We start from the raw sequence: 22,633 nt of genomic DNA on the forward strand, positions 1-22,633 counted from the left end.
CTACTCGAAGGATCACTCGATGGCCGTCTTCATTTCACGACGCCACGCCTGTGACCAGGCCAGACTCGTACACCACTCCCGCGGACGCAACCAGCGGGGACCATCCCCGCGTGTACGGGGAGCACGGAGAACTGATGACGAAGACCGCCCGTTGGGCGGGACCATCCCCGCGTGTACGGGGAGCACCTGCCCGGCGAGGGCATAGCTTGTCCCAACCTGGGACCATCCCCGCGTGTACGGGGAGCACTTCGCGGCGACGTGGACGGTGCCGCCCTGCGGGGGACCATCCCCGCGTGTACGGGGAGCACTTCGCGGCGACGTGGACGGTGCCGCCCTGCGGGGGACCATCCCCGCGTGTACGGGGAGCACATCGTCTTAAGTGAGGTGCCCGCGTCGCTGCCGGGACCATCCCCGCGTGTACAGGGAGCACACCAGGCCCGAGCCGACGAGAGTGGACATCTTGGGACCATCCCTGCGTGTACAGGGAGCACCGGGTCGGCTTGGCGTGTCGGCATGAAGGACTGGGACCATCCCCGCGTGTACAGGGAGCACACTTCCTGACCTGCGACGCTACCGACGGGCGGCGTCGAAATCGAGCACTTTCAAGGAAACGGACATTTCGGGCTCTTCCTTGTGAAGGGAGCGGCGCAGACTGGTCGGCACAGGCTATCTAAGCTGCTCTCACGCCCGCCGGGGCGGTGATGTCGATGAGATTTAGCGACGGTGCCGCGGAGCCCGCCCCAGCTCGAGCCCGCCCGCAGCCAAACCTTCGACCGGCCGCGCGCATTCGAGGGCCTGCCGCTCGACAACGACTGACATGCCTTGCGATACCGAGGCGACGGCTTTGCTCCCTTCTCGGCAGAATGCGGACATGTCCACCGACGTAAGCGGGATGATCGAGTGCAGACCTTGGGTCCATGTCTGGGAGGGAGACGACGAGGACGCGGGATGGCAAGCCGCCATCGATCTCTTTCTCCTGAACACGGGCAACGCGTATGACGCGCTCGCCTGCCTGTTCGGCGTCCGCAACTCCTTCGGGTTCCGGCCGCTGACCGAGGGGCGCGGCCTACCAAAGGACGCCTCCGACGGACTGCGGGACGCGTTCAACGCCTCAGGCGGCCCAAAGGACGTATGGGGAACGACTTGGATCAGCTGGGCCGAACTGGCCACCGCCAACTGGGACGAAACCGATCGGTCCGGCACACTCAGCCGAAGCTCTGCCGCCGGGCCACGGACCCATTGGGCACCGATTTGGGACGTGATGAGGACGCTTGCCGGGCTGCATGGCGCGGAGCACGTGCGGCTCGTCGTCTGGTTCGACTGATCGCGGAACTGGGGTCTGCCTTTCCGGTCATCTGCGTACCCAGACGAGGATGGCCGCGAGGCCAAGCGTAGCCAGGTGGGCGCATGACTGAGTCTCTAGAGATCACCCTGGGCGGGCCTGCCGCGACATTCAGTGCCCCTCACAGTGGGTGACACACCAGATACTTGCACCGCAAGACCCTGGGTGTTGCAGAACTTATTGACGCGAATCCTCGGCGATCAGGGGTGTTGCCCGAACTCATCAACGAACGTTGCCGCTGTATGCGAACGAAACCAATCCCCGCGTGCGCGGGGAGCTACCGTCCCACGTCTCGCTGACGACGGCGAGAGCGGGACCATCCCCGCGTGCCCGGGGAGCACACGGCGGTCCGCCTCGGCGAGATCGGGCCGGCGGGACCATCCCCGCGTGCGCGGGGAGCACGCCAGCTTGATCACCTGATCGCGGGCCGACTGGGGACCATCCCCGCGTGCGCGGGGAGCATCGTGCCAGATACGCCCACCTGGCCAGCGTCACGGGACCATCCCCGCGTGCGCGGGGAGCACGCCATCCCGAGCGAGCACCAGCTGGTGGCCGAGGGACCATCCCTGCGTGCGCGGGGAGCACTGAGGCCGGGGTGGTGCTGGTGCAGGGCGGCGGGGACCATCCCCGCGTGCGCGGGGAGCACCGAGCCGCCCCGTGCCGGGGGCGGCTTTCGGCGGGACCATCCCCGCGTGCGCGGGGAGCACGACGTGCCGGAAAACTCGGCGCTCCCGTCGCGGGGACCATCCCCGCGTGCGCGGGGAGCACTTCAAGGACGGTGAGAGCGAGCAGTACTTCTGGGGACCATCCCCGCGTGCGCGGGGAGCACAGGCGCCGGTAGAAGCTGCCCGGTCGTTCCCCGGGACCATCCCCGCGTGCGCGGGGAGCACCACAACAGGGCGGCCCTGGAGAACCTTCTAGCGGGACCATCCCCGCGTGCGAGGGGAGCACGTCACGCCGAACGTCAACCTGGTCCTCCCAGCGGGACCATCCCGCGTGCGCGGGGAGCACGACGCCCGCCTCACTGGCGGGAAGCTCGTTTGGGGACCATTCCCGCGTGCGCGGGGAGCACTCAGGGTGCCCGACCGTCGGACCGGGCGCTAGGGGACCATCCCCGCGTGCGCGGGGAGCACGAAGAACCCCGAGCGCGGGCCTGGCGCTCGGGGGGACCATCCCCGCGTGCGCGGGGAGCACTCAATCACTGCGATCAGCGCCAACGGTGTCGAGGGACCATCCCCGCGTGCGCGGGGAGCACCACATCGCTCCTTCACTGTTTGGTTGGAGAAGGGGACCATCCCCGCGTGCGCGGGGAGCACGCGATGATCACTCCCACGGTCGGCAGGCCAGCGGGACCATCCCCGCGTGCGCGGGGAGCACGGGAGGCCCCACTCCTTGATGGGCGATCCGTAGGGACCATCCCCGCGTGCGCGGGGAGCACATCCCGGTCCCCGAGCCGCCGGTGGTGCAGCCGGGACCATCCCCGCGTGCGCGGGGAGCACTAGGCCAGGTCGTTCAGGATCACCCTGGCGGCGGGACCATCCCCGCGTGCGCGGGGAGCACGCGCTCCTCCGCGTCGTTCCAGTTGCCGACGAGGGACCATCCCCGCGTGCGCGGGGAGCACTCACATCGAGCGGGCCCTGAACGGCAGAGAAGGGGACCATCCCCGCGTGCGCGGGGAGCACTCACCGTCGCCCTCGTAGATGCCGGTCTCCTCGGGACCATCCCCGCGTGCGCGGGGAGCACAGCCCCGCTCTCGCACCAACCACCTGAAAGAGGGGACCATCCCCGCGTGCGCGGGGAGCACACACCGCCCCTGGCGGTGCCCGACACGCCGGTAGGACCATCCCCGCGTGCGCGGGGAGCACCTTGCGCTGCAGATCATGAGCTTTTGATCTTCGGGACCATCCCCGCGTGCGCGGGGAGCACACTGTCTGACCTGGGATGCTACCGGCGAGGAGTGCTCATTTCGAACACTTTCAGAGAATCCGACATTTCGGGCAATCCTGAGCTCTCTCCGTGTAGATCGAGTTGCTGCAGCGTGCTCATTGCTAGATCTCCTACTGCTACGCCGAAGCTTCTCGACGGAGGTGTGCACGCTGGATTCAGTTCCGCGCCAAGTGGAGTGACAGGCTGCCTTCGCGCAGCTAGCTGGCTTGCGTACCCCGGTGTGGCGCCGCTTGCGCCAGCCTATTTGATCATTTGCCCATAAGTCGAGATAGAGGGGTGATGTCCGCGAGGTGGAGGTGGGTGTTCAAAGTGTTACTTGGTGGAAGTGTCGGTTCTGGAAATCTCAGCGAGCTGATGGTCTTTAATTGGGCCCATGCTCAACGAGGAGCCGCCCCCCGGTCGGGTCGTTGACGGCCTTTCGGCTGTGGCGCGGACGGCTTGGGCCAAGCACGATCACGACACGAATGGCTGGCTGCCGTTGTGGCGGCATCTGGCCGACAGCGGTGCGGTGGCGGGGCTGCTGTGGGATCGCTGGATGCCTTTGCAGGTGCAGCGGATCATCGCGCAGGCCCTTCCCGAAGGGGTGGATGACGGGCGCCGGCTGGCGGTCTGGCTGGCGGTCACTCACGACATCGGGAAGGCCACCCCGGCCTTCGCCTGTCAGGTGGAATCGCTTGCCGACGCGATGCGCGCGGCAGGCTTGGGCATGCCGCTGCAAAAGCAGCTTCTTGATCGTAAGCTCGCACCACATGGCCTGGCGGGGCAGGTGCTATTGCGCGACTGGTTGATGGAACGCCACGGCTGGACACGATCGGCAACAACTCAATTCACGATTATCGCCGGCGGCCACCATGGGGTCCCGCCGACCAATCACGACATTCGCGAGGTGAATCTCCACCCGCAGTTGTTGCGCATACCTGGGTGCGCCTCGGTGTGGCGGGACGTGCAATGGGAGATTCTGGACCGCTGCGCGGAAGTATACGAAGTCAGCGACAGGCTGGCGCAGTGGCAAGAAGTCAAGTTGTCGCAGCCGGCGCAGGTATTGCTGACCGGACTGGTCATCGTCGCAGACTGGATCGCAAGCAACCCAGAGCTGTTCCCGTACTTCCCGCAGGCAGAGCACCAGAGCGAGCGCGATCGGGTGGAGGCAGCCTGGCGCGGCCTCGACCTTCCAGCGCCGTGGCGAGCGCGCGAACCCGAAGAGGAACCCACCGAGCTGTTCTTCTCTCGCTTCGAGTTGCCGCGCGAGGCGCGTGTCCGGCCGGTCCAAGAACGTGCGGTGGACGCGGCACAGAACATGTCGACGCCCGGCCTGATGGTGATCGAGGCGCCGATGGGAGAGGGGAAGACCGAAGCTGCGCTGGCAGTCGCTGAGGTCTTCGCCGCCAGGTCCGGGGCAGGAGGTTGCTTTGTCGCGTTGCCGACCATGGCGACGGGCAATGCGATGTTCCCGCGGATGCTCCAGTGGCTGCGCCGCCTTCCTGACGACGGTACCGGGGCACACTCGGTGCTGCTGGCGCACTCCAAGGCGGCTCTCGACGAGCACTACGCCGAGTTGATGCGCACGGGGCGGCGTCAGATCCGTGCCGTGGAGGTGGACGGCGACGCGGACGAGTGGCGTCCACGAGGTGATCGGATCGTCAGTTCCGCCGAGTTGGTGGCTCACCAGTGGCTGCGCGGCAGGAAGAAGGGCATGCTGTCGGAGTTCGTGGTGGGGACGATCGACCAGTTGCTCTTCATGGGGTTGAAGAGCCGTCACCTGGCGCTGCGTCACCTGGCGTTGGCGGGCAAGGTCGTCATCATCGACGAGGCGCACGCCTACGACGCCTACATGAACTCCTACCTGGATCGGGTGCTGTCGTGGCTCGGCGCCTACCGGGTGCCGGTGGTGGTGTTGTCGGCGACCCTTCCGGCGGGACGCCGGCTCGAGCTCGCCCAGGCATACGCGGAAACGGTCACGGACGAAGACGTCGTGGAGGCGGTGGACGTCCAGGCGTATCCGCTGCTGACGACGGTGGAGCCGGGGCGTCCGATGGTGTCCGAAGTCGTGCCCGCATCGGGTCGTCGGACCGAAATCCTGGTCGAGCGGATGCCTGATGACCTTGCCGCACTGGCCGACAGGCTCAAGACCGAGCTGGTCGACGGCGGGTGCGTACTGGTGGTGCGCAACACCGTCGGCCGCGTCCTGGAAACCGCGGCGTATCTACGTGAGCTGTTCGGCGAGAAGGCGGTAAGCGTGGCGCATGCCCGGTTCATCGACTTGGACCGGGCGGAAAAGGACGCCGAACTGCTGAGGCGGTTCGGCCCGCCGGAGAAGAGCCGGGACCGCCCCACCGAGGCGCACATTGTGGTGGCGAGCCAGGTCGCTGAACAGTCTCTCGACATCGACTTCGACCTCCTTGTCTCGGACTTATGTCCGATCGACCTGCTGTTGCAGCGCATGGGCCGGCTGCACCGGCATGTGCGCGGCGGCAAGGATCAGAGTGATCGTCCACCTCGGCTCAGGACGCCTCGCTGCCTGGTTACGGGAGCAGACTGGGACGCGGCCGTGGTGGAACCGGTGGGCGGTTCCACGCGGATCTATCGGCGGCATGCGCTCCTCCGCTCGGCCGCGGTGCTGGAGCCGTACCTGTCTGGTACTTCCAAGACCGGGAACGTGCTGCGGCTGCCTGAGGACATCAGCCCGCTCGTCCAGTCGGCGTACGGCGCGGAGGAGGTCGGCCCGCCACAGTGGCGGGACGCCATGGCGCGAGCACGTGAGGACCATGAGCGTCGCCAGGCCGATCAGAACGAGAGAGCGCACGACTTCCAGATCAACGCGGCCGGCAAGCCAGGGCGGGCCCTGGTGGGATGGGTCGAGGCAGGAGTCGGCGACGCTGACGATACCCGGCGTGGCCGTGCCCAGGTCCGCGACAGCCGGGAGTGCCTGGAGGTGCTGGTCGTGCAGCGGCGGTCGGACGGCACGCTGGCCACGCTGCCTGAGCTGAGTCAGGGAAGAGGTGGGCTGGAACTGCCGACCGACTTCGTGCCGGAGCCCAAGCTTGCGCGCATCGTGGCCGGCTGCGGTCTTCGGCTTCCGTTCCACTTCTCCCTGCCCGGCGTCGTCGACCGGGCGATCGAGGAGCTGGAGACCGAGTACGTCGCGGCGTGGCAGTCCAAGGAGAGCCACTGGCTCGCTGGCGAGCTGATCCTCGTGCTGGACGAGAACTGTCGTACCCGCCTGGCAGGCTACGACCTGCGTTACACCCCAACTGATGGCCTGGAGGTGGTTCGTGCCGAGTGAGTCCGCCCCGCTCTCGTTCGATCTGACCGGTCGGCGGTGGCTGCCAGTGCAGCGCATAGACGGCAGCCAAGACGAGCTGTCGCTGCGTGAGGTCTTCGACCAGGCCGACGACCTGCGGCGGCTGGTCGGGGACGTCCCCACCCAGGAGTTCGCGCTGCTGCGGCTGCTGCTGGCCATCCTGCATGACGCGGTCGACGGGCCGGGCGACCTGGAGGAATGGCAGGAACTGTGGGACGACGGTCTGCCCGTCGACCGCATCAACGCCTACCTGGACCAGCACCGCGACCGCTTCGACCTGCTCCATCCTGAGCAGCCCTTCTTCCAGACCGCCGGCCTGCACACCACCACGGGCGAGGTCGGCTCGCTGGACCGGATCGTCGCCGACGTCCCCAACGGTGTGCCGTTCTTCACCATGCGGGCGCGTGGCGTCGACCGTCTCGGCTTCGCCGAGGCTGCCCGCTGGGTCGTGCACGCCCACGCCTTCGACACATCCGGGATCAAGACGGGCGTGGTCGGCGACCCTCGGGTCAAGGGCGGCAAGGTGTATCCGCAGGGCGTGGCATGGGCGGGGATGCTGGGCGGCGTCCTGGTCGAAGGTGAGAACCTTCGGCAGAGCCTGCTCCTCAATCTGATCGCGTTCGACACCGACACGCTTCGCTGCGATCCCGAACGTGATCGTCCCGCATGGCGGCGTCCCCCGGACGGGCCTGGGCCGGTCGTCCAGGGCCGCCCCATGGGCGTGCGGCAGTTGTATACGTGGCAGTCACGCAGAGTACGGCTCGCCTTCGATGCCGACGGCGTCTCCGGAGCCCTGCTCACCTACGGTGACCCGCTCGCCCCGCACAACATGCACCAGCACGAGCCGATGACCGCCTGGCGGCGCAGCCCCGCGCAGGAGAAGAAGCTCGGTCTGGCACAGGTCTACCTGCCGCGTGAACACGATCCGAGCCGGAGCGCCTGGCGAGGGCTGGGTGCGCTGATCGCTGGTCGGGCACCCGGCGCCGAACAACGGGGCGAGGCTGCGGCCATCGTCCGGCCCCGAATCCTGGACTGGGTCGCGCGTCTCACCGTCGAAAGCGACCTCCCGCTGGACTTCCCCATTTGGGCACGGTTGTTCGGCGCGGTGTACGGCACCCAGCAGTCCGTCATCGACGAGATCATCGGCGATTCGGTGGCCATGCCGCTGGTGCTGCTTCACCAGCGCGACACCGGTCTTGGCCAGGCCGCGATCGACGCCGTCGCCGACGCCGAGAACGCCGTGACGGTGCTCGGCGATCTCGCCGCCGATTTGGCCCGAGCCGCTGGTGCCGAGAGCGACCCCGCCAGGGAGATCGCACGCGGTTCCGGGTTCGCCACGCTTGATGGAGCGTTCCGAGAATGGCTCGCCGGCCTCAGACCGGGAGACGACCCAGCAGCGCGAAGATCCGACTGGCAGCGGCGAGTTGACCGCCTCGTCCGGCGCCTGGGCGATGAACTCCTGCGCGCGGCAGGCGATGCCGCCTGGGAGGGGCGCGTCATCGAGACGAAGAAGGGCCAGGAACTCTGGTTGAGCGCATCACAGGCCGACCTGAGCTTCCGAAGCCGGCTGCGCGCGGCACTACCGGCAGCAGCTCCCACGCCACCTGAAGGTGACGGTCAACCACAAGACGTGGAGGCACGATCATGACCACGGTCCCTCCCGCCGCCCAGCGGTCGGTAGTCGACCTCGTCGGCGACGTCGCGGGGGAGTACATCAGCAGGTTGCAAGCCGGCTATCTGCTGGACGAGAGCTGGGCGGTCTCGACCTTGGCACAGCTCAGACGTGGGGCGGGCAAGCTGCCACAGGACGTTCCTGAGCTGTGGGGCATGACGGGAACCGAGCAGTTGCAGTTCGAACGAGAACTGAGTGATGGCGAAGTTGAGCGAGCCGAGGCCGCTCTGTTTCTGGCTGTGACCCTGTATGCGCTGCACCAGCAGTCCCGTCCCGAGCAGCGGATGCACCGCCGAGGCGACGAATTGGGTGAAGCCGTGCGCCGCCTGATGTCCGGTGGGGCGATCGACGAGCCGATCCGGCGGCGGTTCGTGCGCGTCGGGACGGCCGGCACTCGCCAGGCCCTCGCCAACCGGCTGAGGGAGGTCATCACCCTGCTGCGCGGCCAGTCGATCCCGCTCGACTACGCGCTCCTGGCTCGACAGCTCTACCAGGCGCAGCATCCGGAGGGGATGCGCCAGGTACGCCAGCGCTGGGGCCGCAGTTTCCACGCCTACCGGCCCGACAACTCCGGGGGCGAGACCCGTACTGACACTGACGCATCGGCCGAAAGGGACGCCTCATGATCCGTACCGTGCTCGAACTTCACGTGCTGCAGACCGTCCCGCCGAGCTGCTTGAACCGCGACGACACCGGCACACCGAAGACCGCTCTGTACGGCGGGGTGCGCCGCGCCCGCGTTTCGAGTCAGGCGTGGAAGCGTGCGACCAGGCAGCGCTTCCACGATCTGCTCGACCCCAGCGACCTCGGCGTCCGCACCCGTAAGGTCGCCGAGTTGCTGACCGAGCGCATCACTCGGCTGGACGGGACGATCGAGCAGGCTCGGGCGTGGGAACTGGCCGCCGAGACGATCCAGACCGCCACCGGCTCCAAGATCGAGCCGCCCAAGCGCAAGACGGAGGGGGCGAAGGGCAAGACCGAGGCCGCGCCCGCACCGGAGTCGAAGTACCTGATGTTCCTCAGCGCCCACCAGCTGGACGGCCTGGCCGAACTGGCCGTCAAGGCCCACGGCGCGCCCAAGGACTTCTTCAAGGACAAGGCCATCAAGGACCAGGCCAGGCAGATCGCCAACAGTCGGCACTCGGTCGACATCGCGCTGTTCGGACGCATGGTGGCCGACGGCGCAGACATCAACGTCGACGCCGCCGCACAGGTCGCACATGCCATCAGCGTCCACCAGGCCGACAACGAATCCGACTACTACACCGCGGTCGACGACTACAAGAAGCGGGAGACCGACGACCTGGGCGCTGGCATGATCGGAACGGTCGAGTTCAACTCGGCCACCCTCTACCGTTACGCCGCCGTCGATGTCGACCTGCTCCGCAAGAACCTCGGCAAGGGACTACGAGAAGACGAGCCCGTCACCGAGCCCGTCCGCCGGGCGGTCGAGGCGTTCGTGGAGAGCTTCATCACCTCGCTGCCGACCGGGAAGATCAACACTTTCGGCAACCACACGCTGCCGGACGCGGTAGTGGTGAAGGTGCGGTCGTCCCGTCCGATCAACTTCGTCGCTGCGTTCGAGGAGCCGTGCCGGGTAGAGCCGGAGATCGGCGGTCATGTGCGGCAGGCGTCGCAGACCCTGGCGTCGTACGTACCGGAGCTGGAACGCGCATACGGTATTACCGAGGATGCGCCGTGCTGGGTGTTGCGGGTCGGCAAGAACACCGAGGCGCTGTCCGGGCTGGGCATCGAGGTGCCGCTGCGCGAGCTGATTGCGGCCATCGGCGCGGAGATCGTCCAGCGACAGGACGGGGCATGAGCGTCCTACTGATGCGACTGGCTGGGCCCCTGCAATCGTGGGGGTCCTCCTCGCGCTTCGCCCGGCGTTCCACCGAAGCGGCGCCCACCAAGAGCGCTGTGATCGGGCTGCTCGCCGCGGCGCAGGGACGCCAGCGCTCCGACGACCTCGCCGACCTGGCGGCACTGCGCTTCGGCGTTCGCGTCGACCAGGCCGGCACGGTGCTGCGGGACTTCCAGACCGCGCACCACTTCGCCAGCGGAGAGGCGCAGCCGGTCTCTGACCGGTTCTACCTGGCCGACGCCGTCTTCGTGGCGGGGGTGGAAGGCGACCAGCGACTGATCGACGCTCTGCACGCGGCGCTGCGCGACCCAGTCTTCATGCCCTACCTGGGACGCCGCTCCTGCCCACCGGCACAACCGGTGGATCTGGGAGTCGACCACGAACACCCCCTACTGGAGGCGCTTGAGCAGGAGCGGTGGCAGGCTTCGCGCTGGTATCAGCGCAGTCGCCGCACTCAGCGCCGAGTCGACCTGGAGATCCTCATCGAGGCCACGCAGGACGACGGGCCCGTCGACAGCCTGCGCGACCAGCCTCTGAGCTTCGACCCCCTCCACCGCCGCTACGCCCTGCGCGGAGTGCGCCGGACAGGTGTGAGCAAGCCGAACCCGTATGCGCCCCGCGACCATGACCCGACCTCCGTCCTGGAAGGTGCCTGATGTACCTGACGAGGTTCCGCTTCAACACCGCCCGGGTGGGTGCGCGCAAGCTGCTGTCGTCGCCGCAGGTCATGCACGCTGCGGTGATGTCCTCCTTCGCCGACATCCCTATCGTGAGCGAGGACGGGCCGCGGGTGCTGTGGCGGATCGACCGGAACAGCCGGGCCGAGACCTACCTCTACATCGTCAGTCCGGACAAACCCGATCTCACGCACCTGGTCGAGCAGGGCGGCTGGCCCCAGACAGGCCGCTGGGACACCTACGACTACCTGCCCCTACTGGGCCGACTGGCTGTTGGCGGCCTGTGGGCCTTCCGGCTCACCGCCAACCCTGTGCACAGCATCCGCCGTAAAGCCGACGAGCCCACCAAACTCACCGCGCATGTTGGCCCTCGTCACCAGCTCCAGTGGCTGCTGGAGCGCCAAGAGAGGGCCGGCTTCAAGGTGGTCGAAAAGCCGGTCGAACGGCAGCTCATCCCCGACCATGACCAGCATGAGCTGATCGTCCATGATCGGCGCCAGTTGGCCTTCGCCAAGCGCGGCATGAAGGATCCAGTCACCCTGCTCACCGTCACCTTCGACGGCCGGCTGGAAGTCACCGATCCCGATGCGCTCAGGCGCACCCTCACCCGCGGGCTCGGCCGGGCGAAGTCCTACGGATGCGGCTTGATGACCCTGGCCGAGGCGTGAGCTGTGGCCACCGTCGGCCAGCGCGGCATGTCCTCGCCGCGCGAGCTCACCCGTATGGGAGACCGTATCTCGTTCATCTACCTGGAACGATGCATCCTGCACCGCGAAGACAACGCCATCACGGCCGAGGATGCTGAGGGCGTCACCCACATTCCGGCCGCCACGATCGGAACCCTTCTGCTTGGCCCCGGCACCCGCGTCACCCACCAGGCGATGAGCCTGCTGGGTGACAGCGGCGCTGGCGTGGTGTGGGTCGGTGAGCAGGGGGTGCGCTTCTACTCCGGCGGGAGATCACTCAACCGCTCCTCTTCGCTCGTCGAAGCGCAGGCGACCAGGTGGGCCAACCGCCGCACCCGGCTTGACGTTGCACGCGAGATGTATCGCATGCGCTTCCCGAACGAGAACCCCGACGGCCTCACGCGGCACGAACTTCTCGGCAGGGAAGGACGCAGGGTCAAGGAGTGCTACCGCCGGGAAGCCGAACGAGTCGGGCTTCCCTGGAACGGCAGAATCTATGTTCCCGGCGACTTCAACGCGGGTGACCCTGTCAACCAAGCGGTCACCGCAGCCGCGCAATGCATGTACGGCATCGCCCAGACCACCGTCACCGCGCTGGGATGTGCGCCTGGTCTTGGTTTCATCCACTCCGGGCACGAACTGGCATTCGTCCTCGACATTGCCGACCTCTACAAGACGGAGGTCGCCATCCCCATCGCCTTCGACGTGGCGGCACAGGACCCGGAAGACGTCGGGTCGCGCACGCGCAGAGCGATCCGTGACCACGTCAACAAGACGCGCCTACTCAGGCGATGCGTGGAAGACATCAAACGCCTGGTCCTGCTGGATGAGGTGCACAGCGACCCCACGGAAGACGACACCGACCGGGTCACGCTGCAAAGCGACCACGGCATCGAGGTGGAGTCGGGCCGCAACTACGCCGACGACTACATCGGCGAGGTTCCCTGGTGACCGTTATCGTCCTCACGCGCTGTCCTGTAGGACTACGTGGGTTCTTGACTCGCTGGCTGATGGAGATTTCTCCTGGTGTCTTCATCGGCGGTCCGTCGGCTCGCATCCGAGAAGCCCTCTGGCTAGAAGTCCAGCAGTATGCAGACACCGGACGAGCGCTGCTCGCGTACACCACTGACAACGAGCAGGGCTTCACCTTCGAAACTCACGACCACAAGTGGCACCCCATCGATCATGAGGGCCTCATCCTGCTACGTCGCCCTAAAGATCTGCCTGCACCCTCTCCGGCTGCCGCCCCGCGTAACTGGAGCAAGGCGGCAAAGCGTCGCCGATATGGGCAACGCTAGACAGTCATCGCCAGGCCTACTGTGTAGATGTGGCTCATCGCGATGACCAGACGCCGAGGACGCCGGAAATGTCCGAATCTCTGAAAGTGCTCGGTTTTCGCTCTCTCGCTTGCTAACCATGCAGGTCAGCGAGTGTGCTCCCCGCGCACGCGGGGATGGTCCCGTGGAGCCGCACCCGCGGTCGCACGTAATGGTGTGCTCCCCGCGCACGCGGGGATGGTCCCTGACCGCGGTGGTCTGGGACATGATGGAGATCAGTGCTCCCCGCGCACGCGGGGATGGTCCCCTTCTCCACCAAACCGGCGAAGGCGTCCCGTGGTGCTCCCCGCGCACGCAGGGATGGTCCCCGTCCGGGTGCGCACCTGCCCGGCGCACGCCCGTGCTCCCCGCGCACGCGGGGATGGTCCCCACGCTGTGAGATGGGGCCCTTTCTCATTCCTGTGCTCCCCGCGCACGCGGGGATGGTCCCACGAAAGCCCCCGCCTGGCGGCAGAGGCTTGGGTGCTCCCCGCGCACGCGGGGATGGTCCCAGGGACATCGACATTCCGCCGGGTCTGCAGGAGTGCTCCCCGCGCACGCGGGGATGGTCCCGCGATCAGCCTGCGCACCCTGTCCGCCTGCCTGTGCTCCCCGCGCACGCGGGGATGGTCCCCAGGCGTTCATGGCCACGATCGAGAAGATCGGGTGCTCCCCGCGCACGCGGGGATGGTCCTCCGAGACGCCTGCGGTGGTGCGGTGTGGCTGGGTGCTCCCCGCGCACGCGGGGATGGTCCCCACACGGTGCGCGTGCCGCCCGAGTTGTAGATGTGCTCCCCGCGCACGCGGGGATGGTCCCTCGAGACCCGCGACCGGGTCGGAGTACGGCAGGTGCTCCCCGCGCACGCGGGGATGGTCCCTCGAGACCCGCGACCGGGTCGGAGTACGGCAGGTGCTCCCCGCGCACGCGGGGATGGTCCCTTCCGGCCGTACAGGCCGATCCACGCCCCGAAGTGCTCCCCGCGCACGCGGGGATGGTCCCAGAGCCAGGGACTCCAGCGCGCCGGCGAACAGGTGCTCCCCGCGCACGCGGGGATGGTCCCATGTAGTCGTCCACCGTGCCGGAGGCGATCAGGTGCTCCCCGCGCACGCGGGGATGGTCCCAAACAGAACAAACCGGAAGTTGTAACAACAAAGTGCTCCCCGCGCACGCGGGGATGGTCCCCTGCCTGGCTCCCCGATCCGTCACAGGGGCGAGTGCTCCCCGCGCACGCGGGGATGGTCCCGGCAGGAACGGCTCGCGATCCTCCAGCCCGAGGTGCTCCCCGCGCACGCGGGGATGGTCCCAACATCGCGACCAACCTGGGCGCCGGCACCGAGTGCTCCCCGCGCACGCGGGGATGGTCCCAGGGCTCCAGGTCGGGTGAAAGGGGGAGAGGGGTGCTCCCCGCGCACGCGGGGATGGTTCCAGGACGACGCGCAGTGGCCCGTCGAGGCCGAGATGCTCCCCGCGCACGCGGGGATGATCCCCAGCGCAACGCAAGAAGCTGCTGGAAGAGCAGTGCTCTTCGCGCACGGGGGGATGGTCCCGGGCAACACCTTCCCGGCGATCGAGATGGGGAGCGCTCCCCACGAGGCCGGCCAAGACAGAGGCTTGTGCGCGTCTTCTGAAGGGTGCTCGGAGGTGGCCGCGGCCAATACGCGGCCAATTCCGCGTTGAGATTGGAGTTGTGCCAGGTCAGAGCGTGATTGCGACGGGTCTGTAAAACCGTCGGCTCAGCCTACGCAAGTTCGAACCTTGCACCTGCCACACCAGCAGAAAGAGGCCCTTCACCAGCGGAAACGCGGTGAGGGGCCTCTCTCGTTGCGTCCGGCTGGTTACGGCGATCACCGGTCGACTACGGCTGATCGTTCCCAATGCGTTCCCACGCGATCATGGCCTCATCGCCGGTGCACGGCTCCCGTCATAGGCCGTAGGAAGCCAGGGCTCCGCTGGCGTAGGCGGCGATCGGAGCGGTGATGTGCTCGGCGTCGCGGTACACGCCGCGCAGGGTGTTGGAGGCGAACGAGCGCTGGAATTCCAGGCCGACGTAGCCGAGTCCGAGGTGGGTGGTGGAGATGCCGCCGGAGTGCAGGGGCAGCCCGTCGTTGTCGAGGGCGCCGAGCGGGTTCAGGTAGTCCAGGTGGGGGCGGTAGCCGGTGGCGAAGATGACCGTGTCGGCCCTTTCGCGGGCGCCGTCGGCCCAGACGATGTGGTCGCCGTCGAAGGCGGTGAACATCGGGCGGCGGTCCATCCGGCCGGACTCCAGCGCGGCGGCGTAGTCGCCGGCGTCCATGACGATGGTGCCGGTGGCGATGCGGGCCAGCCAGTGCGGCGGCAGGTCGTCGAAGCCGGTGGTGGTGTGCCAGTAGTGGACGTCCTTGCCGCCGATGAGCTGCGGCATGAATTGGATGGGCTGGCGGGTGGCCAGGGTGACGGTGTCGGCCTCGGCGAGTTCGTAGCCGACCTGGATGGCGGAGTTGCCACCTCCGACGACGATGACCCGCTGCCCGGCGTAGTGCTTGGGGTTGCGGTAGTCGGCGACGTGCAGGAGCTGGCCAGTGAAGTCGTCCTGGCCGGGGATGGTGGGCAGGTGCGGGTTGCCGAAGGCGCCGCTGGCGGCCACCACCCCCATCGTGTGCAGAGTCTCGCCGCCTGCGGTGTGCACCAGGAAGCCGCCGGCGCCGTCGGCCTCCACTGAGGTGACCCGGGTGCCAGTGCGGATCTCGACGTCGGCGGTGTCGGCGTAGCGCTGCAGGTAGGCGACGACCTCGTCCCGGCTGGGGTAGTGGTCGGGATCGCCGGGGAAATCCTGGCCGGGCATGGCGCTGTAGAGGGCGGGGGAGAACAGGGCGAGGCTGTCGTAGTAGTTCGCCCAGGAGCCGGTGGGCTGCTGGCCTGCTTCCAGGATGGCGGGCGTGATGCCGGCGTCGCGCAGGGATCGGGCGGCGGCCAGGCCGGACTGGCCCGCGCCGATGACGATGGTGTTCATGCGCCGCATCGTATCGTCAAATCTCTAAATGACAATATGATGGGGTGGGGTGATGCTATGACCATGACGAACGGCATCGAGCTGACCGACGCCGCACGCGGCTTCCTCAAGGCGCTGGCCAGCGACACCCGCCAGCAGATCATGCTGCTGTTCGAGGGCGGGGTGGAGTTGACGGTCAACGAGGTGGCTGAGCGGCTGTCGCTGGCCCAGTCCGCCGCCTCCACTCAGCTGGCCACGTTGCGCGACAGCGGCGTGCTGATCGCGCGGCGGGAGTGGAAGACCGTCTACTACCGGGTCAACTCCACGGGAGTCGCGCGGGCCCTGACCGATCTGCAGGTCGCGCTGCAGGCGTGCTGTCCGCCGGACAGCTCGCCGGGCGCCGGGTGCGGCTGATCGCCCTCGAACTGCCGGTCGCTTCGCTGATTTGACAATCCTCTAATCAGTGATGCACTCTGCACACTGATTAGACAAATATCTAAGCAGCCAGTCGGATGCCCCCTCAACACCCAGGAGCGATCATGAGTAGTGGATGCTGCGGTCCGACGACCGTAGAGCTGGAGGCGTTCGTGCCGCAGGCGCGCGCCGAAAGTCTGCCCGTGGTGGTCATCGGCGCGGGGCCGGTCGGCCTGGCCGCCGCCGCCCACCTGGCCGAGCGCGGCCTGGTCTTCCTCGTCCTGGAAGCCGGTCGGCAGGCGGGCGCCTCCATCGCCCGGTGGGGACATGTGCGGGTGTTCAGCCCGTGGCGCTACAACATCGACACCGCCGCCCGCCGGCTGCTGGAGGCCGACGGCTGGAACGCCCCTGATGAGGACTGGCTGCCTACCGGCGCCGAACTCGTCTCCGACTACCTCGCTCCGCTGGCCAAGCTGTTCGGCGACCGCCTGCGGCTGGGCGCGCAGGTCACCGCGATCAGCCGCCTGGGGTATGACCGGGTGCGCACCGCCGGCCGCGACGACGTCCCCTTCCTGATCCGCCTGCAGGACGGCGAAGAGCTCCAGGCCCGAGCCGTCATCGACGCCTCCGGCACCTACACCACCCCCGGCGTCCTGGGCGCCAGCGGCCTGCCCGCCCACGGCGAGGCGCAGGCGGCGGCCTTCGTCGACCACGCACTTCCCGACGTCCTGGGAGCCGACCGCGACACCTACGCCGGCAAGCACACCCTGGTCGTGGGCGCGGGGCACTCCGCGGCCACCACCTTGCTCGCCCTGGCTCAGCTGGAGGACGCGCAGATCACCTGGGCCATCCGGGCCGGAAACGCGTCGCGCACCTACGGCGGTGGCGAGGCCGACGCCCTGCCCGCCCGCGGCGCTCTCGGTACCCGCCTGCACGCGCTGGTCACCTCCGGCCGGATCACGTTGGTGACCGGCTTCTACACCCACTCGATCGCCACGGACGGGGACAAGGCGACGGTGGTCAGCCGAGACCCGTCCGGCGGCGAGCAGTCGATCACGGTGGACCGGATCATCTCGGCCACCGGCTACCGCCCCGACCACTCCATCGCCGGCGAACTGCGCCTGGACCTGGACCCGATCCTCGGCTCCACCCGCGCGCTGGCACCGCTGATCGACCCGAACGCCCACTCCTGCGGCACCGTCCCCGCGCACGGCGTGGACGAGTTGGCCCACCCTGAGCCCGGCTACTACGCGGTCGGTGTCAAGAGCTACGGCCGCGCCCCCACCTTCCTCATGGCCACCGGGTACGAGCAGGCCCGCTCCGTCGTCGCCGCGCTGGCGGGGGACTGGGCGGCCGCTCGCGACGTCCAGCTCGACCTGCCCGAGACTGGTGTGTGCTCCTCCAACCTCGCCGAAGCCCAGGAGCAGCGGGTCGGCCTGGCCACCGGCATCAGCGGCGGTCTGCTCGCCACCCCGCTGCCTCTGGTCACCGTCGCCGCTGACGGCGGCGGCAGTTGCTGCGGCTGAAAGCAGGGAACATGTCCGACGGATACCCGACCGCCCCCCAGAAGGAGGCCCTGCGCCTCATCTGCGAACACGGCCACCTGGATACCCGGCAACTGGCCGGTCACCTGGTCCGCGCCCGCCGATCGAGCACCAACCCCGGGTTCGCTTCGGCGATCGCCCGCATGGCCGGCACCCTGACCTGGCGACTGCACGCCCAAGGCTTCATCACCGACACCGAGGGCGTTTGGAGAACCACGACCGCCGGCCGCGGCCTGATCTCCTGCTCCAGCGAGCACGAGTGAGCTCCACCGCCGAGACCGCCGCCCCCAACTCCGGGGGCGGCGGTCAGCCCCGTTCTCGACACGGTTGGCGGATCGTCGCCGCGCTAGCCGTCACCCAGACCATCGGCTACGGCGTGCTCTACTACGCCTTCTCCGTCTTCCTCACCCCCATGGCGGCCGACCTGCACGCCAGCACCACCCAGATCGCCGCCGCCCTCACCCTGTCGATTCTGATCGCCGCACTGTGCGCGCCGCTGGCCGGCCGCTGGCTGGATGCCCATGGCGGCCGAGGCTTGATGAGCGCCGGGTCGATCCTCGGCACGGTTGCCGTGCTGGCCTGGTCGCGCGTCGACAGCCTGCTCCAGCTGTACGCGGTGTTCGCCGTCATCGGCATCGCGTGCGCGATGGTGTTGTACGAGAGCGCCTTCGCCGTCATCGTCAGCTGGTTCGACGGCAACGCGCGGGGCCGGGCCAACGCCCTGCTCGCGCTCACCGTCGTCGCCGGGTTCGCCTCCTCGATCTTCCTGCCGCTGACCGGGCTGCTGGTGGACCGGTACGGCTGGCGTCAGGCTCTGGTGATCCTGGCGCTGATCTACGGCGTGGCCGCGATCCCCCTGCACGCGTTCGTGCTGCGTCGCCGTATCCACGCAGAGCGCGAGCCGGTCACGGCCGAGGCGCGAGCTCAGATCGTCAAGGCCGCCACCCGCCGGCGGCCGTTCTGGCTGCTGGTGATCGCTTTCACCGCCAACGGTGGCGCGGTGTCCGTGATGGCGGTCCTGCTCATCACCTACCTCATCCACCTCGGCCACTCGCCGGTCCTGGCTGCCACGCTGGCCGGGCTGCTGGGGGTGCTGTCGGTGACCGGACGCCTGGTCACCACCGGTCTGCAAGCCCGCCTGCCAGCCGCGCTCATCGCGGCGGCGATCTTCGCCGTGCAAGGGGGCGCCGTCCTGCTCCTGCCTTTGGTCGGGCGGACGGTGCCGGGCGCCATCGGTTGCGTGCTGGGCTTCGGGCTTGGCTTCGGCATCGCCTCCATCACCTTGCCGCACCTGCTGGTCGGACGGTACGGCACCGCCGCCTACGCCTCGTTGTCCGGCCGCATCGCCGCCTTCTCCGTCGCTGACAAGGCGCTGGCTCCGCTGGGTGCGGTGGCGCTCGCGCAGGCGGTCGGCTACGGCTGGGTCATGGGGGCGGTAGCGGTCGCCTGCACGAGCGCCGCGTTCGCGTTGCTGTCCTACCATCGCCTATGATTTAGATAGATTTCAAAGTAAGGGGTTGCCGTCATGACCGCCGTCACGATCCAGTGCTGCGCGCCGATCGCGCGTGAGCCGCTGTCGGAGAGCGACGCGGCCGAGCTCGCGGCCATGCTCAAGGCGGTCGCCGACCCGGTACGGCTGCGCCTGCTGTCCATGATCGGCTCCCACGCCGGTGGCGAGGTCTGCGTGTGCGATCTGACCGCCTCCTTCGACCTCACCGCACCCACGATCTCCCACCACCTGAAGGTGCTGCGCACGGCAGGACTGATCGGCAGCGAGCGGCGCGGCACCTGGGTCTACTACTGGATCATCCCCGCAGCTGTGAACAAGCTGGGCGAGCTCTTCGCCCCGCTGACGAAGCCCGCGCCCCCCGGATCCGTTGACGTGGATCTCGTCAACGCATGACGGCAAGCCGTCGCCCGGTCGACGTCTTGGTAATCGGCGGCGGCCAGGCTGGTTTGGCCGCGGGGTATTACCTGCGTCGCGCCAAGGCCGACTTCGTGATCCTCGACGCCCAGGAACGGCCGGGCGGCGCCTGGCAGCACGCCTGGCCGTCCTTGCGCTTGTTCTCGCCCGCCCAGTTCAGCTCCCTGCCCGGACGGATGATGCCCATCCCGCCCAGCGGCGGTTACCCCAGCGCGTCCGACACCGTCGCCTACCTCGCCGACTACGAACAGCGCTACGACCTGCCAGTCATCAGGCCGACCCGGGTCCGCGCGGTACGCCGCGACGGCGAGCATCTGGTGGTCGAGACGGACGCCGGCGCCTGGCAGGCCCGCATCGTGATCAGCGCGACGGGCACCTGGTGGCGGCCGTACATCCCGTACTACCCCGGCATCCGCGACTTCCAGGGCCAACAACTCCACACCGCCGACTACCGAGGCGCCGAGCCTTTCCAGGGCCGACGTGTGGTGGTCGTCGGCGGCGCCAACTCCGCCGCCCAGATCCTGGCCGAGCTCTCCATCGTCGCCGACACCACCTGGACCACACTGCGCCCGCCCCGGCTCCTGCCGGACGAGGTGGACGGCCGCGCCCTGTTCGAGCTGGCCACCCGTAAGGCCCGCGCCGCCGACGCGGAGAGTATCGGCGACCTGGGCGACATCGTCGCCGTCCCGCCGGTGCGCGAAGCCCGCGACCGAGGCGTGCTGAAGGCCGAGCCCATGTTCACCCGGATCACCCCCGAAGGCGTCGCCTGGCCCGACGGCACCAGCCTGACCTGCGACGCCATCATCTGGTGCACCGGCTTCCGCCCCGCCCTCGGACACCTGACCCCGCTACGCCTGCGCAACCGCACCGGCATCATCCCCACGCAAGGCACCAGGGCTGTCGGCGAACCCCGACTCCACCTGCTCGGCTACGGCGACTGGACGGGGCCGGCATCGGCCACCCTGATCGGGGCGAGCCGTACCGCCCGAGAGACAGTTGCCGAGATCGTCAAGCAGCTGTGAGCCAGGGCTGAGCGTTAGTCGTCACTTGCCAGGGGAATCCCCGCAGCTTCTACCCACGTCTTGATCGCTTCCCAGTGCGCTCCCCAGGCGTAGGCGTTGACACTGCCATCGCGCCGAATCTGAGCGTTCTCGGCGATGCCGTACGTCTGGAAGAGATCGCCCGTTAGTTGCGCGGTGGCGCGCGCCAGGGGCTGCCCGTCGTCGGCCAGGTCGTCCAGCCAGGCCACCGACTCCCCTTAGGCCAATCGGGCGGCTCGAATGCCCACCGGGCGGTCCGCTCCGACGATCTTGGTGGAGGTGTGCAGGTGGACGCGGTAGCGGACGAAATTGGGGTTGTCGTAGGGCCAGGCGCCTGTTGACTCGGCAGGCAGGACTGCCGGGTGCAGGTACGTGTCCGCGACCAGCGTCACGCGCACCAGCGCTGATCCATTTGCGCCCGCGCGATCTCTTGCATGGCGTGCCAGATAACGAAGCGCGCTCGCGGTCCGGATGACGATCTCGGCGTCCAGGACGCCCACCTTGAAGTTGTCACCAGCCGCAGGCGACATGCCGATGGGATGCACTGCGAAGGTTCCGGCTCCATCAATATGTAGTTCGGCACGGATCGCGTAAGGAGTGCCTGCCCCGGCCTCGGCTATGAGCCGTCGGTGCGCGACGCCTATGTCCTCGAAGGTCGGGGTGAAGGCCCCCAACATGACGATCTCTTCTCGTGTGGCCGCTCGGATCCTCTCGACGCTGTTGCCATCCAGGATCAGCTCGCCAGGCAGATCGGGGACGAGTGTCACCACCAGCAGCGGCAGGGGGTACTGACCGCTAGTTAGTGCTGTCGTGGTGACGATGCGATTCTCCAGGTCCAAGATGCGCTGTGCCTGGTCGGTGGCCGCCATGACCCTCCGCCGGTAAGCCGCGGCGATCTCCGACTCCGACAGCCACACCTTGTCCGCGCCATGCCGTCGCGGCCATCGCAGACCGGTCTCCTTCTTCGCCGGGGTAGAGACCGCATGCGGCGCGTAGGAACTGGGCGCGATGGAGATCAGCAGCACGCCCTTGGTGGGGTCGTCGGGATTGCGTACCGGGCGAGTCTCGAACCTGGGCATGGGGTGGATCCGAGAGGCAGCGGCTTGGCGGATCCGGCTCTCCAGCGTCCCGAACTCGATGTCCAGCACCGCTGAGGGAATCTCCTGCACTTCGGCCATTCCCACGATGATGAGGCCGCCGCGATGGTTGGCGAAGGTGGCGATGTCGATCGCGATGTCGTCGTTGCCTTTCTCCGACCTCTCTTTGTCGCCAGAGGAGTATGCGCGCTTGTAGTCCAGATCCTCTGCTTCGCGCGCGTCCGTATTGCCGACGAGCGCCTTGATCTGCTGGTAGGTCACCAGATGAAGGGACGTGCCCAGTAGGGCTTCCAGGCGGCGGGGGCTGTACAGCATCGAATTATTGATCTCCTTAGATCACGGGGCTTGGGGCTCCCGTGATCTACGGTAGGAGAGTTCCGCGACAAAATATTAGAAACTTGATGCTTCCAATAAAGGTCGGCTCAATTTGGCAGAAGCTCGCTGATTAGCTTCTCCACCCTGGTCCGGATGTCGTCGCGGATGGGACGGACAGCTTCGATGCCCTGGCCTGCGGGGTCTTCGAGTTTCCAGTCCTCGTACCGCTTGCCGGGGAAGATCGGGCAGGCGTCGCCGCAGCCCATGGTGATGACCACGTCGGACGCCTGGACCGCCTCCGGGGTGAGGAGCTTGGGCTGCTCGGCGGTGATGTCGATGCCGACCTCGCGCATGGCCTCGACGGCGACGGGGTTGATCTGGTCGGCGGGTTCGGATCCCGCGGAGCGGACCTCGATGCGGTCGCCGGCCAGATGGGTGAGCCACCCTGTCGCCATCTGGGACCGTCCAGCATTGTGGACGCAGACGAACAACACGCTTGGCTTATCGGTCATGAGAAAGTCTCCC

Annotated in this window: 19 protein-coding genes, 1 tRNA gene and 3 CRISPR repeat arrays; of the genes, 16 read left to right on the forward strand and 4 right to left on the reverse strand. The window is 68.1% G+C overall.

The genetic code is table 11. From position 1 onward, the window contains the following. The first annotated feature begins 96 nt into the window (after nt 1-96). Nucleotides 97-552: a CRISPR direct-repeat array (repeat unit 29 nt; unit sequence GGGACCATCCCCGCGTGTACGGGGAGCAC). Between the two features lie 319 nt (nt 553-871). The 10 genes from ABZ297_RS34200 (at nt 872) to ABZ297_RS34245 (ending at nt 14,578) form a co-directional block, all read left to right on the forward strand. After that, nucleotides 872-1,324, forward strand: a complete 453-nt coding sequence (locus tag ABZ297_RS34200) for a hypothetical protein (protein ID WP_355355130.1) — start codon at nt 872-874, stop codon at nt 1,322-1,324. A gap of 269 nt (nt 1,325-1,593) precedes the next feature. Further along, a CRISPR array of direct repeats spans nt 1,594-3,268; the repeat unit is 28 nt; unit sequence GGGACCATCCCCGCGTGCGCGGGGAGCA. A gap of 394 nt (nt 3,269-3,662) precedes the next feature. Beyond that, nucleotides 3,663-6,572 (forward strand): CRISPR-associated helicase Cas3', encoded by a 2,910-nt coding sequence (gene cas3, locus ABZ297_RS34205; RefSeq protein ID WP_355355133.1) that lies wholly within the window; start codon nt 3,663-3,665, stop codon nt 6,570-6,572. Continuing rightward, nucleotides 6,562-8,238 carry a type I-E CRISPR-associated protein Cse1/CasA gene (gene casA / locus ABZ297_RS34210; RefSeq protein WP_355355136.1) on the forward strand — a complete coding sequence of 559 codons (1,677 nt, stop codon included), beginning with the start codon at nt 6,562-6,564 and terminating at the stop codon, nt 8,236-8,238. Before cas3 ends, casA begins: the two co-directional genes overlap by 11 nt. After that, complete coding sequence (gene casB, locus ABZ297_RS34215) at nt 8,235-8,888, forward strand: type I-E CRISPR-associated protein Cse2/CasB (RefSeq protein ID WP_355355139.1); 654 nt, start codon at nt 8,235-8,237, stop codon at nt 8,886-8,888. The genes casA and casB overlap by 4 nt, the downstream gene beginning before the upstream one ends. Next, nucleotides 8,885-10,084: a type I-E CRISPR-associated protein Cas7/Cse4/CasC gene (cas7e, locus tag ABZ297_RS34220; protein ID WP_355355142.1), complete on the forward strand. Its 1,200-nt coding sequence runs from the start codon at nt 8,885-8,887 to the stop codon at nt 10,082-10,084. Before casB ends, cas7e begins: the two co-directional genes overlap by 4 nt. Continuing rightward, nucleotides 10,081-10,782: a type I-E CRISPR-associated protein Cas5/CasD gene (gene cas5e, locus ABZ297_RS34225; protein ID WP_355355145.1), complete on the forward strand. Its 702-nt coding sequence runs from the start codon at nt 10,081-10,083 to the stop codon at nt 10,780-10,782. Before cas7e ends, cas5e begins: the two co-directional genes overlap by 4 nt. After that, nucleotides 10,782-11,471, forward strand: coding sequence for a type I-E CRISPR-associated protein Cas6/Cse3/CasE (gene cas6e, locus ABZ297_RS34230; protein WP_355355148.1), 690 nt, complete (start codon nt 10,782-10,784; stop codon nt 11,469-11,471). Before cas5e ends, cas6e begins: the two co-directional genes overlap by 1 nt. Nucleotides 11,472-11,474: 3 nt before the next feature. After that, the gene (gene cas1e, locus ABZ297_RS34235; protein WP_355355151.1) at nt 11,475-12,440 is read left to right on the forward strand and encodes a type I-E CRISPR-associated endonuclease Cas1e; all 966 of its coding nucleotides are present in this window, start codon (nt 11,475-11,477) and stop codon (nt 12,438-12,440) included. After that, nucleotides 12,437-12,787: a type I-E CRISPR-associated endoribonuclease Cas2e gene (gene cas2e / locus ABZ297_RS34240; protein WP_355355154.1), complete on the forward strand. Its 351-nt coding sequence runs from the start codon at nt 12,437-12,439 to the stop codon at nt 12,785-12,787. Before cas1e ends, cas2e begins: the two co-directional genes overlap by 4 nt. A gap of 134 nt (nt 12,788-12,921) precedes the next feature. Further along, nucleotides 12,922-14,353: direct repeats of the CRISPR family, unit length 29 nt; unit sequence GTGCTCCCCGCGCACGCGGGGATGGTCCC. Between the two features lie 140 nt (nt 14,354-14,493). Next, nucleotides 14,494-14,578 (forward strand) — tRNA-Tyr (locus ABZ297_RS34245). Between the two features lie 149 nt (nt 14,579-14,727). Here the strand turns inward: ABZ297_RS34245 and ABZ297_RS34250 are convergent. After that, nucleotides 14,728-15,795 carry an NAD(P)/FAD-dependent oxidoreductase gene (locus ABZ297_RS34250; RefSeq protein ID WP_355355156.1) on the reverse strand — a complete coding sequence of 356 codons (1,068 nt, stop codon included), beginning with the start codon at nt 15,793-15,795 and terminating at the stop codon, nt 14,728-14,730. Between the two features lie 57 nt (nt 15,796-15,852). Here ABZ297_RS34250 and ABZ297_RS34255 point away from each other — a divergent pair, with 57 nt between their 5' ends. From ABZ297_RS34255 to ABZ297_RS34280, 6 genes are all read left to right on the forward strand, one after another. Then, nucleotides 15,853-16,188 (forward strand): metalloregulator ArsR/SmtB family transcription factor, encoded by a 336-nt coding sequence (locus ABZ297_RS34255; protein WP_355355159.1) that lies wholly within the window; start codon nt 15,853-15,855, stop codon nt 16,186-16,188. A gap of 125 nt (nt 16,189-16,313) precedes the next feature. Further along, the gene (locus ABZ297_RS34260) at nt 16,314-17,714 is read left to right on the forward strand and encodes an FAD-dependent oxidoreductase (RefSeq protein ID WP_355355162.1); all 1,401 of its coding nucleotides are present in this window, start codon (nt 16,314-16,316) and stop codon (nt 17,712-17,714) included. Nucleotides 17,715-17,725: 11 nt separating this feature from the next. Beyond that, nucleotides 17,726-17,995 carry a hypothetical protein gene (locus ABZ297_RS34265; RefSeq protein WP_355355165.1) on the forward strand — a complete coding sequence of 90 codons (270 nt, stop codon included), beginning with the start codon at nt 17,726-17,728 and terminating at the stop codon, nt 17,993-17,995. Next, the gene (locus tag ABZ297_RS34270) at nt 17,992-19,224 is read left to right on the forward strand and encodes an MFS transporter (protein ID WP_355355168.1); all 1,233 of its coding nucleotides are present in this window, start codon (nt 17,992-17,994) and stop codon (nt 19,222-19,224) included. Before ABZ297_RS34265 ends, ABZ297_RS34270 begins: the two co-directional genes overlap by 4 nt. 33 nt (nt 19,225-19,257) lie before the next feature. Beyond that, nucleotides 19,258-19,635 (forward strand): metalloregulator ArsR/SmtB family transcription factor, encoded by a 378-nt coding sequence (locus ABZ297_RS34275; protein WP_355355171.1) that lies wholly within the window; start codon nt 19,258-19,260, stop codon nt 19,633-19,635. Beyond that, nucleotides 19,632-20,678: an ArsO family NAD(P)H-dependent flavin-containing monooxygenase gene (locus tag ABZ297_RS34280; protein ID WP_355355174.1), complete on the forward strand. Its 1,047-nt coding sequence runs from the start codon at nt 19,632-19,634 to the stop codon at nt 20,676-20,678. The genes ABZ297_RS34275 and ABZ297_RS34280 overlap by 4 nt, the downstream gene beginning before the upstream one ends. Before the next feature lie 14 nt (nt 20,679-20,692). Here ABZ297_RS34280 and ABZ297_RS34285 read toward each other — a convergent pair whose 3' ends face one another. From ABZ297_RS34285 to ABZ297_RS34295, 3 genes are all read right to left on the reverse strand, one after another. Beyond that, nucleotides 20,693-20,905, reverse strand: coding sequence for a hypothetical protein (locus ABZ297_RS34285; RefSeq protein WP_355355177.1), 213 nt, complete (start codon nt 20,903-20,905; stop codon nt 20,693-20,695). Nucleotides 20,906-20,914: 9 nt separating this feature from the next. Beyond that, nucleotides 20,915-22,108 (reverse strand): ATP-binding protein, encoded by a 1,194-nt coding sequence (locus ABZ297_RS34290; protein ID WP_355355179.1) that lies wholly within the window; start codon nt 22,106-22,108, stop codon nt 20,915-20,917. 107 nt (nt 22,109-22,215) lie between these two features. Further along, nucleotides 22,216-22,620, reverse strand: a complete 405-nt coding sequence (locus ABZ297_RS34295; RefSeq protein WP_355355181.1) for an arsenate reductase ArsC — start codon at nt 22,618-22,620, stop codon at nt 22,216-22,218. Nucleotides 22,621-22,633: the final 13 nt, after the last annotated feature.

Origin of the sequence: Nonomuraea sp. NPDC005983 (assembly GCF_040614375.1) — a bacterium.
Classification (GTDB): domain Bacteria; phylum Actinomycetota; class Actinomycetes; order Streptosporangiales; family Streptosporangiaceae; genus Nonomuraea.